The 18,699-nt window shown below is 67.4% G+C and carries 14 protein-coding genes; 3 read left to right on the top strand and 11 right to left on the bottom strand.

Annotation, left to right across the window (positions count from 1 at the left end; translation table 11 throughout):
• Positions 1 to 35 precede the first annotated feature (35 nt).
• Both JW958_11700 and JW958_11695 read right to left on the bottom strand, forming a co-directional pair.
• Positions 36 to 1,097, bottom strand: a complete 1,062-nt coding sequence (locus JW958_11700; GenBank protein MBN1826921.1) for a HAMP domain-containing histidine kinase — start codon at positions 1,095 to 1,097, stop codon at positions 36 to 38.
• A 21-nt stretch (positions 1,098 to 1,118) separates the two neighbouring features.
• A complete protein-coding gene (locus JW958_11695; protein MBN1826920.1) occupies positions 1,119 to 2,666 on the bottom strand; it encodes a hypothetical protein in 1,548 nt (515 codons plus the stop codon).
• Positions 2,667 to 2,797: 131 nt separating this feature from the next.
• Between JW958_11695 and JW958_11690 the strand changes: the two genes are divergently transcribed.
• Positions 2,798 to 3,274 (top strand): hypothetical protein, encoded by a 477-nt coding sequence (locus tag JW958_11690; protein MBN1826919.1) that lies wholly within the window; start codon positions 2,798 to 2,800, stop codon positions 3,272 to 3,274.
• Between the two features lie 504 nt (positions 3,275 to 3,778).
• Here JW958_11690 and JW958_11685 read toward each other — a convergent pair.
• From JW958_11685 to JW958_11660, 6 genes are all read right to left on the bottom strand, one after another.
• Positions 3,779 to 5,158, bottom strand: coding sequence for an NAD(P)(+) transhydrogenase (Re/Si-specific) subunit beta (locus tag JW958_11685; GenBank protein ID MBN1826918.1), 1,380 nt, complete (start codon positions 5,156 to 5,158; stop codon positions 3,779 to 3,781).
• Between the two features lie 4 nt (positions 5,159 to 5,162).
• Positions 5,163 to 5,441 carry an NAD(P) transhydrogenase subunit alpha gene (locus tag JW958_11680; GenBank protein ID MBN1826917.1) on the bottom strand — a complete coding sequence of 93 codons (279 nt, stop codon included), beginning with the start codon at positions 5,439 to 5,441 and terminating at the stop codon, positions 5,163 to 5,165.
• 16 nt (positions 5,442 to 5,457) lie between these two features.
• A complete protein-coding gene (locus tag JW958_11675) occupies positions 5,458 to 6,612 on the bottom strand; it encodes a Re/Si-specific NAD(P)(+) transhydrogenase subunit alpha (protein ID MBN1826916.1) in 1,155 nt (384 codons plus the stop codon).
• Positions 6,613 to 6,965: 353 nt separating this feature from the next.
• A complete protein-coding gene (gltA, locus tag JW958_11670) occupies positions 6,966 to 8,426 on the bottom strand; it encodes an NADPH-dependent glutamate synthase (GenBank protein ID MBN1826915.1) in 1,461 nt (486 codons plus the stop codon).
• Entirely contained in the window at positions 8,427 to 9,335 is a 909-nt protein-coding gene (locus tag JW958_11665; GenBank protein MBN1826914.1) for a sulfide/dihydroorotate dehydrogenase-like FAD/NAD-binding protein, read from the bottom strand.
• A gap of 342 nt (positions 9,336 to 9,677) precedes the next feature.
• The gene (locus JW958_11660) at positions 9,678 to 12,389 is read right to left on the bottom strand and encodes a hypothetical protein (GenBank protein MBN1826913.1); all 2,712 of its coding nucleotides are present in this window, start codon (positions 12,387 to 12,389) and stop codon (positions 9,678 to 9,680) included.
• A 217-nt stretch (positions 12,390 to 12,606) separates the two neighbouring features.
• Between JW958_11660 and JW958_11655 the strand changes: the two genes are divergently transcribed.
• A complete protein-coding gene (locus JW958_11655) occupies positions 12,607 to 13,479 on the top strand; it encodes an HDOD domain-containing protein (protein ID MBN1826912.1) in 873 nt (290 codons plus the stop codon).
• A gap of 16 nt (positions 13,480 to 13,495) precedes the next feature.
• Here JW958_11655 and JW958_11650 read toward each other — a convergent pair whose 3' ends face one another.
• Positions 13,496 to 15,472, bottom strand: a complete 1,977-nt coding sequence (locus JW958_11650; GenBank protein MBN1826911.1) for a hypothetical protein — start codon at positions 15,470 to 15,472, stop codon at positions 13,496 to 13,498.
• Positions 15,469 to 16,254 carry a methyltransferase domain-containing protein gene (locus JW958_11645; protein ID MBN1826910.1) on the bottom strand — a complete coding sequence of 262 codons (786 nt, stop codon included), beginning with the start codon at positions 16,252 to 16,254 and terminating at the stop codon, positions 15,469 to 15,471. Before JW958_11645 ends, JW958_11650 begins: the two co-directional genes overlap by 4 nt.
• Before the next feature lie 144 nt (positions 16,255 to 16,398).
• On the opposite strand from JW958_11645, the gene JW958_11640 reads away from it, so the two are divergent.
• Positions 16,399 to 17,454 carry a glycosyltransferase family 2 protein gene (locus JW958_11640; GenBank protein MBN1826909.1) on the top strand — a complete coding sequence of 352 codons (1,056 nt, stop codon included), beginning with the start codon at positions 16,399 to 16,401 and terminating at the stop codon, positions 17,452 to 17,454.
• A 4-nt stretch (positions 17,455 to 17,458) separates the two neighbouring features.
• On the opposite strand, the gene JW958_11635 is transcribed toward JW958_11640, so the two are convergent.
• On the bottom strand, positions 17,459 to 18,679 hold the full coding sequence (locus tag JW958_11635) for a Glu/Leu/Phe/Val dehydrogenase (GenBank protein MBN1826908.1): 1,221 nt from the start codon (positions 18,677 to 18,679) through the stop codon (positions 17,459 to 17,461).
• Positions 18,680 to 18,699 lie beyond the last annotated feature (20 nt).

Here is an 18,699-nt window from a genome sequence, read left to right as displayed (position 1 = left end):
AGGATAACAGAAGGGGGTCGAAGCGAACCAGCGGCCTATGGCGAGACGGTGGCCGCGGTTTCCCCGGCGTCTCGGCGCGGAGGCGGGCCCAGGTTCGGCGCCGGGAGGATGATCACGTACGCGCGCCTCGCCCGTTCCTTCGCCTCCAGAAGGAGACGGCCGCCGAGGTGCCGGACCACCCGGTGGGCGATGGCGAAGCCGATCTCGTCGCCGCCCGCGGGGACGCCCGACCCGCCGCCGTCGCCTTCGGCGAGGGCGAAGAAGGAGGATCTCTCCTCCTCGGAGAAGTCCGGGCGGTCGTTCCGGATGCGGAGATGAAGCATGCCGTCGTCGTCGTCCGCATGGACGCTCAGATCCACGGATCCTCCGCCCGGGGAAGAGCGAATCGCCGATTCGGCGAGACGCGAAAGAACCCGGCCCAAACGTTCCCGGTCCACCAGGATTTCCGGTAGGTCCTCTTCGACGATCCGGCGGAGGGAGATTCCCCTTTCCGACGCGAGGGGCTCCGCTTCGGCGAGCACCCGGCGGAGAATCGCCGCCGGATCCTGCGCGGAGAGCGACCAGGAAGCGCGTCCCGAATCCAAGTCGGACAGATCGAGAAGGTCGCTCACGAGGCGGGAGAGCCGCTCGGTCTCCCGCCGGATCACCGTCCCGTCCGATGTGTTCCGGATCGCGCTCAGTGGTTCCCGCACATCCCGGGAGACGACGGAGAAGAGAGCGTCCCGCAGCCTGTTCGCCCGGCGCAGCCCGTCCAGCGCGTTCTCCATCTCGACGGTCCTCTCCTCCAGCCGTTCCGAGAGAGCGCGCTGATCGAAAAGGCTCCTCTTGAGGCGCTGAATCTCCTGCCGCTTGGCGGTCAGATAGAGCGTGAAAACCACGACCAGGCCGGAGAGCCCGACCGAGACGATGCGGCGGTGCGCGCCCTCGGAGACGGCCGTGCCGCGGACCGTCTCGCCCGGATCGGCGGTGAGGTATTGAATGATCACGGTCGCGGAGAGGAGAACGAGGAGGACCACGAAGAGGGTCCAATAGGCGTTCTCGATCCGTCTCAGTCGGCGCAGATCCGTCGGGGCCGTTTTCCGATGATGCGGCGGCAAGGTGATTCGGCTCCTTTAATCTTAAACATCCAAGGCGGGGGTCACGGTGTTTTCTTGCGGGTTTTCTTCTCCGACGCCGGCCGGGACGGTTTCGACGGAGTCGCCGGCCCGGGCATCTTCTCCGGCGGAGCGTTGCCACCCCGCCTCTTCCAGCGTGTCCCGAAGCGCTCCGCGAAGCAGGCGTCCCGCCCTCTGGAACCCTTCGTCCGTGCCGCCGCCGTAGCGAAGGCCGAGCGTTCGCTCTCCCCGCCGAAGCCGAAGAACCCCCCATCCCTCCGGGCAGCGGACACGGACCGCCGAGCAGTGGTCTTCCCGGATCGAGAGGATCGGTTCGCCCTTCTCCTCGCGCTCCCGCAGCCGGTCGGCGAACTTGTCCAAAAAGGCGCGTCCGGCCGAGAACTCGACGATTTTTTCGGGCGAGAGAAACCGTTCGCCGCGGGGGAGAATCTTGCCGAGGGGGACGCGGTCGCCCCGCTCGGCGCGAATGCGGGCGAGCAGTTCCACGAGGCGAAGCGCGGCATAAACGCCGTCGGGATAACCGGGGTGTCTGTCGGCGAAGAAGAAACGCCCGCCCGATTCGGCGGCGAGCAGCGCGCCGTCGGTGCGGATCGCCTTGTCCATCGACGACGGGCCGGGCGGCACGAAGCGGATCGACCCGGCCCGGCGGTCGAGGCACTCCTCCAGGAGGTCGCCGTTGGCGAGGTCGCAGGCGACGGGGCTGCCGGGGGAGCGCCCCCACAGATCGTCGGCGAAGAGGGCCAGCAGGTGGTCGCCGGGGATCGGCAGGCCGGCGCGGTCGACGACGGCGATACGCTCTCCGGCGCCGTCGAAAGCGACGCCGAAATCGGCGTTGAACCCCCGCACCGCCGAGCCGAGATCGCGGATCGTCGACGGGTCCGCCGGGTCGGAGCGCGCGTGTTCCGCGTGAACGCCGAGCACGCATCCCAGTTTGAGAACGGCGCAGCCCGACCGGAGAAGGGCGTGCGGCGCGATGAGGGACGCGGCGCCGTGGTTTCCCGCCGCCACCACCCGGATCCCGGCGCCCATCGAACCCCCGAATTCCTTCTCCATGCGGCGCAGATAATCGGGGATCATGTTGAGATAGGTGATCCGTCCGTGCATCGGCAGGACCGGCGCTTCCGGAACCCGGGCGGCCCGCCGGAGAAGATCACGAGTGTCGTCGGCCCGCAAGGCGCGTCCTTCCAAGTAAAAGTGCGCGCCGTTCCATTCGGTCGGTCGACCGCCGCCTCCGATAATCACCGCGCCGTCCATTTTCAGTTGGTTCATGGAGAAAAGAACCAGGGGAGAAGGAGAAAGGCCGAGGTGGACCACGTTCGACTCGCGGGAGGCGATCCCCCGAACCAACGCGTTCTGCAGTTCCCATGAGCTGGGGCGGGCGTCGAAACCGATCACGACCCGCGGCGGGAATCGATCCGCCGGGCAGGTCCTCCGCCGGACCAGATCGACGAAGGCCGCCCCCACCCGGACCAGGTCCGATTCGAAGAGCGCGGTTTGATAAACGCCGAGAAGACGGTTGTCTTCGATCAGCAGTTTTCCCTGTCGGGCCATGGCACATTCCCCCGCCGTTGTTCTATAATTCGGCCAAGAAAGGCCGCCTCTTAATGAGGCGCGCCGGCCGGGGAAGCCCGAATCGGCCAGGATGAAGGAAGTCGGCGTTTTCTTATAACGGGAAGGAAACCATGACGCGGAATCGAATGTTCTTTCTCGCTTTCGTACTGTTTTTCTTGCTTCTGTCGTTCGCGTCGCTTGGTTGCGCCGGCGGGTCGAAGGAACGGGCGGAGCCCGTATTGATCTCCAAGGAGCCGGAGCCGGCCCGGGAACCGTTGTTGGTGGAATCGGCGCCGGAGGGGGATGCGATGACGGCGACGGGGCGGATCCGGCTGCACATGCCCAAACCCGGCTTCCGGGGGGTGCCCGGCACGTTCTCGTGGAACTCGTTTCCCGGAGCGTCGAGCTATCGTTTCGTGCTGTTGGACCGTGAACAGACGGTGCTCTTCACCGGGGATGCCGTCGTTGAAAACCTCATCGCGACGCCGCCGCCGGCCGCCGCCATCTTCGAGCCGAAGGGGCTCTACTACTGGTTGATTCTCGGCTTCGATGAGAAGGGAGATAAAATCGCCGAGAGTCCCTTCCGGGACTTTATCTATCAACCGTAGGGAAGAACACCCGTACCCGAAGCGCGATCGAAATCCAAATCGAAATCAATATCGTTTTCTCCCTCTCCCGCATACGGGAGAGGGTGAGGGTGCCTTTTCTTCCCCCGCCGGTCTCCCTTCGGGGCACGTTGGGGGGAGAGGGACGGACGGGGTATCCCTCTCGGAGTCCGGGGCGTGCCGCCCCCCGGGTGGGTTCATGATCGCCACGGAGTTCCCACAAGACTGCGACCTCGCGCGGCCATTTCTCACGCACCTCGAGAGGTGGGGGCCCCCGTCCCGCCCCTTCTCCTCGAAGGATCACACCGTCCGTCCGAAGAGGAGGCGGAGGGGATAGCGGGAGAGGGTGAGCGTGCCTTTATCGGTATCGAAATCGAAATCCAAATCGGAAAACGAAACGCCTTCCCTCGCGGTAGACATGGAAAAAGGGGGGAGTGCAATCCCCCCTCACGATAATCCTCTCCTTCGAGCCTCCGCGTCTCCGCGGAAGTTTTGCTTCTCCTCCGCCTAGTTCTCCTTTATCGCCGCGGTTAGGTCGAGGATGTTCTTTTTCGCGTCTCCGAAGAACATCAGCGTGTTGTCCGCCGCGAAGAGCGGGTTCGGAATCCCGGCGAATCCCGGGCTGAGGCTCCGTTTCACGACCACCACGGTGCGCGATTTGTCCACGTCCAGGATCGGCATCCCCGCGATCGGGCTCTTCGGATCGTCCCGCGCCACCGGGTTCACCACGTCGTTGGCGCCGAGGATCAGCGATACGTCGGTCTGCGCGAACTGGGGATTGATCACGTCCATCTCCACCAGTTCCTCATAGGGGACGTCCGCCTCGGCGAGAAGCACGTTCATGTGTCCGGGCATGCGTCCCGCGACGGGGTGGATGGCGTACTGCACCTGCACGCCCCGCTCCTTGAGCACGTTCGCCAGATCCCGCACCGCGTGCTGCGCCTGCGCCACCGCGAGCCCGTAGCCGGGCACGATGACCACCTTCGACACGCCGTCCAGAATCATCGCCAGCTCCTCCGCCGACGTGCTCTTGATCTTTCCCTCGTAAATCTCCGCGCCCGGCCCCTCGACCGTTTCCCCGCCCCCCCAGGTGCCGAAGAGCACGTTCGCCAGAGAGCGGTTCATCGCCTTGCACATGATCATGGTGAGGATGATGCCCGAAGCCCCCACCAGAGAGCCGGCGATGATCAGCACGTTGTTGGAGAGGACGAAGCCGGTCGCCGACGCGGCGAGACCGGAGTAGGAGTTCAGGAGGGCGATCACCACGGGCATGTCCGCTCCGCCGATGGGGAGGACCGCCAGCACGCCGAGAGCGCCCGCCGCGGCGAGCAGCACCCAGAAGGCGGACGGGTCGGCCGGGTCCGCCACGAGCGCCGCGACCGCGCCGAGGGAGAGGGCGGCCAGTAGAATCTTCACGATCTGGTGGCCGGGATAGGTGAGCGCTTTTCCGGGTAGGATCTCCTGCAGCTTCCCGTAGGCGATCAGACTGCCGGTGAAGGTGACCGCGCCGATCAGCCCCGAGAGCCCGGCGGCGATGCCGAAGGAAACGCCCTTTCCTTGGCCGGCGATCAGTTCGGCGCCCACCACCAGCGCCGAAGCGGCGCCGCCGAAACCGTTGAAGACCGCCACCAGCTGGGGCATGGAGGTCATGGGAACCCGCAGGGCGAGCGCCACGCCGATCGCGCCGCCGCCGGCGAATCCGATCAGGATCAGGGGAAAGGTGAGCACGGCGCGGTCGAACAGCACCGCCACGACGGCGATGAGCATGCCGAGAGCGCCGAGACGGTTCCCCCGGACAGCGGTCCGGGGATGGGTCAATCCCTTCAGCCCGACGATGAACAGGACCGAAGCGACCAGATAAGCCAGAGGAATCACGATCTCTCTCACGGCGTCAGTCCTTCTTCCGGAACATCTCGAGCATCCGGTTGGTCACGACGAAACCGCCCACCACGTTGATCACGGCGAACACCAGGGCGATGAAACCGAGCACCGTCGCCGCCGTTCCATGGGAGGCGCCGGTCGCCAGGATCGCCCCGATCACGGTGATTCCGGAAATGGCGTTCGACCCGGACATCAGCGGGGTGTGCAGCGTCGGCGGTACCTTGGTGATGATCTCGAAACCGACGAATATCGCGAGCACGAAGATGGTCAGCAGAGGCACCAGCATCATGATTCCGCCCCTCCTTTCAGGACCGTCCCAGCGCCTGGAGCACGGCGGGGTGCACGATTTTTCCCCCCCGCGCCACGAGGGAGCCCCGGATGATTTCGTCCTCCCGGTCGAGGCTGAGCGAACCCTCCTCGGTCAGGTGGGCGAGGAACGTGGACATGTTCTTCGAGTACATCTGGCTCGCGTGAAAGGCGAGCCGCGAGGGGAGGTTGAGCGGCCCGACGATGGTCACGCCGTGGCGGACCACCGTCTCGCCCGGGACGGTCAGCTCGCAGTTGCCCCCCTTCTCGGCGGCGATGTCCACGATCACGGACCCCGGCTGCATTCCCTCCACCACCGACGCGGGGATCAGCACCGGGGAGCGCTTCCCCGGCACCGCCGCGGTGGTGATCACCACGTCCGAGGCGCGCACGTGGTCCGCCATCAGTTCCGCCTGCTTCCGCTTCTGCTCCTCCGTCTGCTCCTTGGCGTAACCGCCGGAGTCCTCCGCGTCCCCCGCCTCCATCGGAAGCTCGACGAACCGGGCGCCCAGGCTCTGGATCTGTTCCTTCACCGCCGGGCGGATGTCGTACGCCTCCACCACCGCGCCGAGCCGCTTCGCGGTGGCGATCGCTTGGAGCCCCGCCACGCCGGCGCCGATCACCAGCACCCGGGCGGCGGAGATCGTTCCGGCGGCGGTCATGAACATGGGGAAGAACTTGGGAAGCGTCGTCGCGCCGAGGAGCACCGCCAGATAGCCGGCGATGTTCGCCATCGAACTCAAGGCGTCCATGCTCTGGGCGCGCGTGATCCGCGGGATCATCTCCATGGAGAAGAGGGAAACGCCCGTTCCCGCGACCTTCTCGGCCGCCTCCGGGTCGGCGAGCGGCTCCAGAAAGGCGATCAGCGCCTGGCCGCCGCGCAGAAGGGGGAGATCCGCTCCGCCCGCTTCGGGGTTGGCCCCGGCGGCGCGCACCTGGGCGATCGCGTCCGCCTTGCCGAATATCTCCGCCCGTTCGCCGGCGATCCGGGCCCCTTTCTCGCGGTAGGCGTCGTCGGGGAAGCCCGCCGCCACGCCCGCCCCACTCTCGATCAAGACCTCGATCCCGTACTTTCCGAGGGTGGGAATGTTCGCCGGGATCAGGGCGGTCCGGTTTTCGCCCGGGAAGGTCTCCTTCGGAACTCCAACGATCACGGTTCGCCCCCCTTTTGGTCGTTACCGGTGGCCCCGGCGCTCCCTTCCCGCTTCCCACGGGTCCGCGGCGGCCGCCGCGAGGTGCCGGCCGCCCCCCGCGCAAGAAAAATAAGATAATGCAAAGACGTGCCCGGCGCCCGCGATCCTCCCCCGGGCCACGCGGCGCGGAGTACCGCGGGCTCTCCGGCGCCGCGCGGAAACCGGCGACCCCGCACCGGGAGGCGTGGAGTGAGGATTGGTCCGCCCCGTGCGGCGATTCTCCCAAGCGGGAGGAAGGTGGTCAAGGAGAGACGAAAAACCCCGCCGGACGGCGCCGGCGGGGCGGAATCGCGGTCGATGCGCGGGGGCGGGTATCAGGAGAAAGCGCCCCCCCCGCCCGGCGCGGTCTCCCAGACGCCGGTGCGGAGATACTCCTCGATGGAACGGGCGGCGCGCCGGCCCGCTCCCATGGCGAGAATCACCGTGGCGCCGCCCGAGATGATGTCGCCGCCGGCGAAGACGCCCGGCTTGGTGGTTCGTCCCGTTTCCTCGTCCGCGACGATCGTCCCCCATCGGGTGTGCTCGATTTGCGGCGAGGTCTTCTGGATGAGCGGGTTCGGGCTGTTGCCGATCGCCACGACCGCCACGTTCACGTCCAGCTCGTACTCGCTCCCCTCGATCGGGACGGGACGCCGCCGGCCGCTCGCGTCCGGCTCTCCCAGTTCCATCTTCTGCAGCACGACCTTCTTGATCCAGCCCTTCTCGTCGCCGACGAACTTGATCGGGTTGGTGAGCAGGAGGAACTGGACCCCCTCCTCCTTGGCGTGGTGGATCTCCTCTACTCGTGCGGGCATCTCCTTGTCGGAGCGCCGGTACATGATCCAGGCGTTGGCGGCGCCCAGACGGAGGGAGGTGCGGACCGCGTCCATGGCGGTGTTGCCGCCGCCGAAGACGGCCACGTTCTTCCCCTTCACGTCGAAGACGGGGGTGTCCGATTCCTCCTGGTACGCCTTCATCAGGTTGACACGAGTGAGGAACTCGTTGGCCGAGTAAACGCCGATCAGGTTCTCGCCGGGCACGTTCATGAACCGCGGGAGACCGGCGCCGACGCCGATGAAGACGGCATCGAAGCCTTCCTTCTCCATCAGTTCCTCGATCGTGTCGGTCATCCCCACCACGGAGTTCGTCAGGAACCGGACGCCCATCTTCCGGAGTTGCTCGATCTCTTTCCGAACGATCTCCTTGGGGAGGCGGAACTCGGGGATGCCGTACACGAGCACGCCGCCCAGCTCATGGAGCGCTTCGAACACGGTCACCTCGTGTCCCATCCGGGCGAGGTCGGTGGCGCAGGAGAGCCCCGCCGGCCCGCTGCCGACGATGGCGATCCGCTTGCCGGTTTTCTTCTCGGGCGGGTCCGCCTTCATGAGGCCTTTCTCGCGCTCGTAGTCGGCGACAAAACGCTCCAGATAGCCGATCGCCACCGGGTCCCCCTTCTTGCCGAGCACACAACGCGACTCGCACTGCTCCTCCTGGGGACAGACGCGGCCGCAGACCGCCGGCAGGGAGTTGTCCTTCTTGATCAGCTTGGCCGCCTCATCGAAGCGCCCCTCGGCGACCAGCTCGATGAAGCCGGGGATGTTGATGCTCACCGGGCACCCTTCCACGCAGGGCGGCTTCTTGCACTGAAGGCAGCGCTGCGCCTCCCGCATCGCCACCTCCGCCTCGAGGCCGAGGTTCACCTCGGTGAAGTTGGTGACCCGCTTCTCGGCGGGCTGCTCCCGCATCTTCTGGCGGGGGATGGCCATCCGTTCCTTCTTGCTCAGCTGCTCGCCCATCTAGCGGCCCTCCCCTTCGCGCGCCTTCTCTTCCCGTTCCCCTTCCCGGCGCAGCTCGGCGATCTTCTCCTCCAATCGGCATCGGTCGAGGTGGTCGAGTTCCTCGCGGCGGTCCCGCTCGAAACCGAGGTACGATTTGTTGCGACGCGTCAGCAGATCGAAGTCGACCTCGTGGCCGTCGAACTCGGGGCCGTCCACGCACGCGAATTTGGTCTCGTTCCCGACCATCACCCGGCAGCCGCCGCACATGCCGGTGCCGTCCACCATGATCGGGTTGAGGCTGACCACGGTGTGGATGCGGTGGGGGCGGGTCACCTCGGCGACGGCCTGCATCATCGGGATCGGCCCGATGGCGAGGACGAAGTCGATCTTGCGTCCCTCGTCGATCAGCTCCTGCAGTTTCTGGGTGACGAACCCGTGGAATCCGTAGGAGCCGTCGTCGGTGGTCGGGTAGACCTCGTCGCAGATCTCTTTTAACTCGTCCTCGAGAATGACCAACTCCTTGGTCCGGCCGCCGATGATGGCGATGGTGTGGTTCCCCGCCTCCTTGAGCGCCTTCGCCGTCGGAAAAGCGATGGCGGTTCCCACACCGCCGCCGATGCTGACGGCGGTTCCGAAGTTCTCGATGTGGGAGGGCGTGCCGAGAGGGCCGGCCAGGTCGGCCAGAAAATCGCCCGTCTCGAGGGAGTTCAGCATCTTGGTGGTTTTTCCGACGCCCTGCACGATCAGCGTGATCGATCCCTCGGCCGCGTCCGAGTCGGCGATGGTCAGGGGGATCCGTTCCCCCTCCTTGGTGACTCGGAGGATCGCGAACTGCCCCGCCTTCCGCTTCTCGGCGATCTTGGGCGCACGGATGCGGAACAGCTTCACGTCGGCGGACAGGAACCGGGCTTCCAGTATTCGAAACATGGTGCTCTCTCCTCAGGCGATCGAGGCTTCGTCTCTTCCGGGTGGTCGCCGCGTTCCCGCGCCTTCCCGTGGTCGCAGGCCCCGGACCGAAACCGGGTAGGGCGAAGACGTTCGGGCGCGTCGGAGGGGGCGGGAAGAAGCCGTCAGCCAAGGCACCCGCATCATTCCCTAACTTCAATTTTATGGACAGGATGCCCATGACGCCGACCGGATCGGCCGGCTCGGGAATGCCGGGGGGATTCCCTTTCGAAAGCTAACATTATACAGGGAGAGGCCGCTCTCCCGTCAAGGGGGGGCGCACGATGGGGGGCGACCGGCGCCGGCCCCCCGCACTCGCGACGGCTACCGAATCCGAACGATCTTGATCGCCCGCTCCTCCCGCTCGGTTCGAAGCCGGACGAAGTACACCCCCGCCGGCGTGGTCCGGCCCCGGGAGTCGCGGCCGTCCCAGAGGAGCGCCTGCGGACCCGCACTCAGACGCCCCCGGACCAGGTTGCGGATCGCGCGCCCGCTCGCGTCGAACACGTCCGCCCGCACGCGCCCCTCCCGGGGGAGAATGAATCGAATCACCGCATCGTCCCGGGAAGGATTCGGTCTGGCCGGCAGGAGCGCGAAGGCGGGCGCGGCGCCGGCCTCGCCCGCGCCGGTCGCCTGATCCACGGTGAATCGGCGCGCGGCGGAGAGAGGGCCGCGCCGGAGGGAGTCCTCGGCGAAGGCGCGCCACCAGTAGTCTCCATCGGGCAGAGGGGGATTCACGGCCCAGGAAGTCTCCCCCGATCCCTCGGCGATGCCGGTCACGACGCGCGCCCGATCGGTGAAGAGGGAGTCGGCGTAGACGAAGAAGCCGTAGGTGAGCGGGCCGCCCTCGGGATCGACGGCGTTCTGCACCGTGAGGAGCGCCGCCGGAAGGGCGACCCCGCCGTCGGCGGGGGAGAGGGGCGCGGGGGCGCCGGGCGGGTCGTCGTCCGGCCCGAGGTCGACCAGGACCAGGTCGTCGAAGCCGGCCTCGATGATGTCCCCGGTGCTCGCGCCGTCGGCGGTGCGCACACGGAGCACCACCTGGTCGGTGAGGGAGATGACATCGTGCAGGTCCGCCTCGAGGACCGACCAGGCCGCCTCGTTGTAGACGTCGCCGATGGAGACGAGTGCCTCCGGGAACGTGGCGCCGCCGTCGTCGGAGATCTCGACGGCGAAACCGTCCGCGGCGTCGTCGCCGGCGTCCCTCTGGCCGTGAAACCAGGCGAGGGAGAGTCGGACCCGGTCGCGGCCGGAGAGATCCCAGACGGGCGAGCGGATCGCCGCCGTGCCGCCGTCCACGTCGTCCGCGCCGACGCTCGTGTTCTGGCCGGTGACCCAGGCGACCGTTCCCGGCGCGGGGGTGTGGTCGTCGCCGGGCTGGTAGTCGGTGGCGTTCGGGTCGATGAGGACGAAGGCGCCGGTGGAGGCGTCCTGGATCGGGTCGGCGGACCAGCCCGCGTTCCCGCTCTCGAAATCGTCCGACACGATCACCGTAGACTCGCCGATGGTGAGGGAGAGGGTCTCCTCCCAGAGGAGGCCGCCGTCCCACTCGATCCGGACGAGGATCTCCGCGGCCGTGCCGGAGGGGGCCGCCTCGTCGACGGCGACGGAGAAGGGATCGGCGGCGTTGTCGGCGCTCTCCCGGACGGCGATGTTCCCGAAGTCGGCGGCGGCGTCCAGCAGCTGGAGGTAGGCGTTGTCACTCGAGAGGACGACGCGCACGTCTTCGGCGCCCACCACGTATCCCGGGTTCTCGATGGACAGCACGAGGTCCGCCGTCTCGCCCGGATCGAGACGCCCGTTACCGGAGGGGTCCGCCTCGGCGCCGGCGAGCCGCGCCCGGGAGCCGGCGTTCCACGCGAGGGTCAGGTTGGAGTAGAGGTTTTCCGCCACCAGGCCGGGGATCTCGCTCTCCTGCGGCCAGAAGTGGCTTCCCCCCACCTCGGTGGCGAAGGAGATCACCTCTTTCGTCGCGTAGGCCCAGTCACAGGTGGATCCGGAGACGACGTCGAAGTAGTAGATCTGGCTCACGTCGTAGCCGTTGTCCCGGGACCGCTCCAGGCCGAGGCCGCTGAAAGCGAAGTCGTCCGCCGTGGGCGAACTCAGATAACCCCAGGGATAAAGGATCGCCGAGGCGACGCTGTGGTAGCTGTCATGGGTGACGAAGTTCCGGCCGAGGATGAAGTCGCGCATCGCCTGCGTCTCCGGCTCGGAGAAGGCGTAGGGACCGTGGTAGGTCTGGTCGCGGTATGTGCTCGATGAACCGGCGCCGCCGAAGTTGGCGTCGTAGTTGCGGTTCAGGTCGACCCCCTCGTCCTCTCCCGGATTGTCCCGGCGGTTTTTCCTCCACAGCAGATCGGAACTGACCGTTTCGTTGTAAACATATCCGTCCGGGTTCACCACCGGGATCACCCAGATCTCGCGCTCGTCCACGAGGAAGGTCGCCTCCTCGTCGCCGCCGTAGTTGTCGCAGAGATGGGAGATGAAGCTGCACACCACCGAGACGCCGATCGGCTCGCGGGCGTGGTGAAGCGCATCGATGAGCAGCTCCGGCTCCTCCTCGTCCACGTTCGGGTTATCGCTGATCTTGATCGCCCAGATCGTGCGCCCCTCCCAGGTGGTTCCTATAGAGTCCTTCGCCGTGGTGATCGCGGGATAAAGAGTGTGCATGCTGTCCAAAAAGACGACCGCCTCGTCATAGCTGATGAAGTCGCCCAGGCCGGCCCAAGCTCTCCCCTCGGAGACGAGGTGGAAGGCGCCGTAGGGATCGACGAGGATCTCGGGGCGCAGGCCGGCCTCCTCCAGCGCGGCGGTGAGTTCCGGGGTGGAGAGGAGCGTAATCGACGAGCCGGGTTGGATCCCCATCACCTCCAGGTCGGGGATGGAACGGACCACCGCCGATTCCTCGGCCGTCGGCCAAGGGAGTCGGATCTTCTGATGGACGGGGTCGGCGGATGTCGCGGAGGTCGCGAAGAAAGCCGCCGCGGCGAGGAAAAGCGCGAGCGCGACCGGGCGAACGGAGCGGGAACGGTACATAGCCTGCCCTCCAGGCGGAGTGAACGACGGTTTCGTCAATGAGAGGTGTCGTGGGGAAGCGATCATGGAACTTATTCATTATAACGCAGTTCGGTGGGCGAGTGCAAGGCGGTTCCGTGCTCGATCCGTTCTTGCCGCCTGTCGGGGCGAGTGGTAGATTCAGACCATTCCGGTATGTGGCCGATAGATGGTGAGAGTCCCCCGGAAGGAGTCCTCCATGCTCCAACCTATCGAGATCGATCCCAAGACGTTTCTTCGGGAGCACTGCAATCTTCCCGCGTTGCCGGAGGTCGTGCAGAAGATCCAGGGGTTGGTGAACGACGACGACGCGGACATCGAAAAGGTGTCCGAGTTGATCAGCAGCGATCCCGCCCTCCTCGCGCAGGTTCTCAAGGTGGTCAACTCCGCCTATTACGGCCTCCCCCGGGAGATCGTCAAGGCGCGTTTCGCGATCGCCTTTCTCGGCTTCAACGAGGTTTTCCGTCTCGTGCTCTCCCTCTCGGTGATCAACACGATCGGCGTTCACGAGAACGGCGAACTGAAGAGCTACTGGCGGCATTCCTTCTATGTGGCGATCTGCGCCAAATACCTGGCGAAGAAATACGAGCCGCATCTCAACTTCGAGGAACTCTGGTCCGCCGCCCTCTTGCACGATATCGGTAAACTCGTCTACTTCAAGTTCTACCCCGAGCACTACAGGGCGTTGATCGCCACCGCTCGCGAGGCGGGCGGGCTCTTCAGCGAGGCGGAGGAACGGCTCGGTTTCCCCGCCAGCTCCTATTTCGGCACGCTCCTCTGCGATCACTGGAGGCTGCCGGCCAAGGTGCGCGAGGCATGCGAAGCGCACACCCTGAAGGAGTTGCTCCTCCTCGACGGGGACGGCCCCGCCGAAGCGTTCCGCCGGATGATCTGCCTGGGCAACCTTCTCGCCCTTCTCGCCGCCGACGGTCTCGGAGAGGAAAAGAAGGGAGAGATCGACGTGGCGGCCCGCGCCGCCCTCGGCTGCACCGATCAGGAGTTCATTCTGATCATGGGGGACGTGTACGATCTGCGGCTCGAGGTAGACAAGTTCATGGCGCAGTTCGGCTGAGCCGCGCCCGCCGACGTCACCGCGGCGTCGCGTAGGTCCTTCCCGGTTTCTTCTCCCGCTCCGGTTCCGGCCGCGCTTCCGCGATCAGGCGGCGTGCTTCCTCGTGGTTCGGGTCGAGGCGGAGCGCCCGGTCACCGCGCCGCCGCGCCTCTTCCCTGTCGCCGAGCATGAGGCAGGTTCGCCCGAGCCACGCCTGCAGGTCGGCGTTCCCCGGCAGCGATTCTTCCGCGACCAGAAGCCACTCCTTCGCCTCCGCCCACTCGCCCCGCGCCATGAGCGCCCTGCCGAGATAGCCGGCCGCGCTCGGATTGCCGGGCCGCCTCTCCAGGAACTCCCGGAAACGCGATTCCCCCAGGTCTTCCTCGAGGAGGTGGAAGAGGGTCGCTCCCAGGTAGTAGAGGGGCGGATCGAGGGAGGGGTCGAGGGCGACCGCCGCCTCGAGGTGCTCTCTCGCTTCGCCGTAGCGGCCCTCTTCCCAGAGGAGGATTCCCCAGTCGGCGCGGGCGATCGCGAGATCCGGCCTGCGGCGGGTGATCTCCTCCATGAGAACCCGGGCGGCGCCGGTCTGTCCCCGCTCCGCCGTCACCGTGGCCACGTCGAGCGCGCGCGGGCGGTCGCCGTGCCATTGGTAGGGATCATCGATGGTGAAGCGGAGTGTGCGCTCGCCCGCGGCTGCGGGGTCCGCGTTTCCCGCCACCCAGGGGAACAGGAGAAAGAGCCCGGCACCCGCGGCGAGAAGGGTGGAGGGGAGGAGCGCCGCGGGGCGGACGGAGCGGATGAATCGCCACGCCGCCCAGAGCGCGACGGGGGGGGCGAGGAACGCGCACAGGTCCCAGTCGCGGTTGCCGAGAAAGGGTTTCACGGTGACGGTGAAGGCGAGAAAGGAGAGGGCGGCGAGGGCGAGGAAGGAGCCGGTTCGGCGATCGCGGAGGTTTTCGGCGGGGCGAACGCCGCGCGCCGCGCCGGCCAGGAGCGCCGCCGCGGGAACGGGGACGAGAAGGACGAAGAGGTTGAACAGAATGAGGCCGTGCGCGGCGGAGAGATGCCCGATCGAAAAAGGATGACCATGGCTTGTCCAGGGATGGAAGGCGACGAGCATCCGGAGTTGCGCGCCCGTGGGGGGGAGGAGGAGAAGGGCGACGACGCCGGACCACGCGAGAATCCGCGCCGGGCGGAGAAGAGCGGGGCGGAGCGTCGCGGCCATGAGGAAGAGGACCGCCGGCAGGAGGAGAACGCTTGCTGTGTGAAGAAAGACCGCGACGGCGAAACAGAGTAGGGGGAGGAGGGGGCGACGCCCCGAGAAGAGCGTCTCCGTTCCCGTCGCCAGGAAGGCGAGGAGGGGGACCTGAACGAGGGAGTAGTTTTCCACGTGTCCGAAGAAGAGCTGCATCGCGCCGGTCGTGAGCAACAGGCTCGCGCCGATCGCCGCGCCGACGCGCCTTGCCTCCGGGGGCAGATCCGCCGCGACGGCCCGCGCCCCCCTCGCCGCCAGGAGCACGGAGGCCGCGCCGGCCAGAGAGGAAAGAAGGGCGAAGGCGTAGAGCTGCGCGCTCGCCGCCCCGAGCGAAAGGAGGGCGCGGTAGACCAAGCGGTGGATCCAGATTGTCCCCCAACCGGGGCGAAGCGCGATGGGGTCGTTGTTCCTCTCTAAAAAGGTGGTGAGGAGCCAGCCGTCGCCGTGAAAAAGGTTCCGGGAACGAAAATGGAAGAAGAGCAGAAAAGCGGCGGCGGCGACCACGGTCATGACGAGGGGGGGCGGGGGTGTTCGCCGCCTTCCCCCGGCCGGCCGTTCGCCGCCACCGGTCCGGCGCGCGGCGAGGAAGAGGAGGAAGGGGATCGGGGCGCAGGCCGCCCAGACCGCGCGCGCCGCCGGGCCGAGATCCGCGCCGTTCGAAAGCGCCCAGAACGTCGTGGAGGGATGAAAGGCGAAGAAGACCGCCGTCGCGACCGCCGCCGCGACGAGGGTCGCGAAGATCCCTTCCCGGCGGGTCATCGCGACTCCCCCGCCGTTTCGTCCTTCTCCTCGGGGAGACGGGCGAGCGCCGCCACGTACCACGCGGTCCGTCGTCCCTTCCTTTTCCGTCCGGCCCGCTCCATCCTCTCCAACCGGTCGCCGGCGAAGCGGTCCGCCGGGATGCGAAGAACCCGGAGCGCGCCCAGCAACGCGGAACACCAAACCCTTGGTACGTGAAATATGTTCCTTCGGTCGAGCACGCGGAGCCCGAGCCGGGCCAGCTCCTCCTCGAGCCGCTCTCCGGACAGAGTCTCGCCGAGGCGGAAACGCAACACGCCGAGCCGATCGAACAGCCGGGCGAGCGGATGGAAAAGCGCCTCCGGGTTGTCGAGCGCGACGATGAGGCGCCCTCCCGGCCGCAGAACCCGGGCCGCCTCGGCGATCCCGCGGAGCAGGGCCGCTCGTTCCGGAAAGTGATCGAGTGTGGAACAGCTATATACCACGTCGAAGGCGCCGTCCCGGAAGGGGAGGCGAAGGGCGTCTCCCGCGGCGACGTGGACCGGCCTCGATCGCCGCCCGCCGAGACGCCGCGCCGCGCCCGCGGCGATGCGCGGCGCGATGTCCACGCCGAAGACGCGCGCGTCCCCCTCCGGGTCGGGCCAGTCGGGAAGGATCCGGTCTTCGGCGAGGGCCTCCTCGAAGAGGTCCGTTTTCAGAACCCGCTCCCCGGCCGTGGCGGGGCACCACTCGCGGAGAAGGTCCAGGTGGACCTTTCTCTTGTGGCGCGCCATCACCGGGTCCAGGTGGTAGCCCGCCTCCATCCGCTCCGCGACGCGGTCCCAATAGCCGCTTTCCAAGGTTTCTCCGGTCTCCGAAAAAGATTGCCTCCGCCGCCGCCGGCGGATAAGGTTGCACAAACCTTACGTTAGGTTATCCATCGGGCAAAGGACAAAGCGAGAGGGTCCATGCTCTCCATCATTATCCCCACTTACAATTCCTCCCGGACCCTGGTCAAGCTGCTCCGTTCCATCCGCGGGTCCGGTTTCGACGACTGCGAGATCCTCGTGGTGGACGACCTTTCCACGGACGACACGGTGGAGGCGATCCGCCCCTTCGGCGTCCGCTATTTCCGGATGCCGCGCAACGGCGGACCCTCGGCGGCGCGCAACCTGGGCGCCCGGGAGGCGCGGGGTGATGTCCTTCTTTTCCTCGACGCGGACGTGGTCGTTTGGTCGGATACGCTCGAGAGAACGGCGCGCTTTTTCCGGGAGCATCCGGAGCGCTCGGTCATGATCGGCGTCTACGACCCGGAGCCGGCGAACCGGGGCGCCTGGCCGCTCTACAAGGCTCTTCAGTGCTACAGTTATTACCGCTCTTTCCCCGAGGTGCGGCGGGTGACGTTGCTCTGGGCGGCGGTGGCCGCCTTCCGGAGGGACCTCTATCTCGAAAGCGGCGGGTTCGACGACCGCTACGATCTCCCCTGCATGGAGGATTTGGAGCTGGGCCGGCGGATCTCGAAGCGAACGCCGATCTATCTGAATCGGGCCGTGCGGGTACGGCACCACTTCCCCGTCACGCTCCGTAAGAACGTAAAGGACCACTTCACGCGCGGATCGCTCTGGGTGGAGATCTGGTTCACGCACCGGATTTTCGACGATTACCTGAGTACGCCCCGCCGTGCGGTGGGCAGGCTCGCCGCGACGGCGGCGGTCGTCGCGCTCCCCTTCGCGGCGCTCGCTCCCCACGCCCTCGTCCTCACCGGGGCGGGGCTCGCCGTCTACCTCGCCTGCAACCACGACCTCTGGCGCACCGTGGCCGAGAAGCGCCCCCTCTTCCTCCCGGCCGCCTTCGGCATGGATTTTCTGCTCGGTCTCGTCCTCGGAGCCGCCGCCTTCCATGTATTCGCCCGGGAGAGCCTGCGTCGCCTGCGCGCCGTTTTCCGCGGTCCGGCGGCGGCGATCGAGCCGTTCGGGCCCGACGCGGACGCGGAGCCCGCCTCCTATCCCTACGGCGACGATTAACTATTTAAGTACGAATCGCATCGATGTCGCGCGCCAGGCTCTTCGCGAGCCCGGCGGCGTAACGCCGCGCCGCCGCCCGCCGCGCCGCGGGGAAGAGAAGGCCGGTCCGTTGCAGTACGAGGCCGAGGAGGAGAAGGCGGGGGCGGAGCCCCCGGACCGCGCGTTCCCTGCGGGTGTGGGCGAGCCGCTCCGCGAGAGCCGCCGGCGCCGCGCCGAGCGAGTCGGACCGCCGGAGGAGATGCTCCACGACGTCGCCGATCAGCGCCGACGTTCGCTCCAGAACCTCCGTCTCGCCGATGCCGGCGTGGGCGAGCGCGCCCCCGAGAACACCTCCGGCGTTCACGACGAAGTCGGGAAGGACGAGTACGCCCCGCGCCTCCAGCGCCGATCGGGCGCCGGGGGCGAGGGGGTCGTTGGCGCCGGGGACGATCACCGGCGCGGCGAGGCGTCCCGCATCCTTCTCGTCGATGGTATGGATCGTCGCGCACGGAAGGAAGGCCGTCACCGGTAGGGCGAGAAATTCTTCGTGCGTCAATGGAGTCGCGCCGGGAAACCCGGCGATCTTCTCACAGCCGGCGCGGCGGGCGAAACCGGCCCAGTCCTCGGGATCGATCCCGCCGGCTTTCGCGATCCGGCCGTAGGCGTTCGCGATCGCCGCGATCCGTACTCCGCGGCGGGCGAGCATCCGCGCCGCCTCCAAACCGACGGCGCCCACCCCTTCCACGGCGACGGACAGGTCCTTTTCCGGAATCCCGAGGGCGGCGACGGCGCGAAAGAAGCTTTCCGTTACGCCGGCGGCGGTGAAGCGTCCGGACAGCTCGTAACGCCACAGGTCCCCCGGACGGAACGGAGCGCCGCTCGCCCGGAAGAGGGCGCGGATCCTCTCGTCGTCGGTTCCCATGTCCGGTCCGGGTATGTACGCGCGAGAGAGAATGAGCGGGCGGATCACCCTGCCGAACCGGGCCAGTAGATCGAACACGCGCTCCGGGTCGTCCTCGGGGTCGTGACGGATCCCCGCCTTGGCGCCCCCCTTCGGCATTCCCAGGAATGCGTACTTGCGCGTCATGGTCCGGGCGAGGAGACGGAGTTCGGTGTCGTCCACCCGCGGATGCATGCGGAGGCCGCCGCTCGATTGTCCCGCCACCGCGCTGTCGATAACGACCCAGCCGAGGAGCCCGGCCTCGCGGTCCTCCACGGTGATGACTCGTGGCTCCTCGCCCTTCAAGACGTTCCTCGGCCGGGACG

The organism is Candidatus Eisenbacteria bacterium, from assembly GCA_016930695.1.
Classification (GTDB): domain Bacteria; phylum Orphanbacterota; class Orphanbacteria; order Orphanbacterales; family Orphanbacteraceae; genus JAFGGD01.
This window is presented reverse-complemented; position numbering and strand designations above follow the sequence as displayed.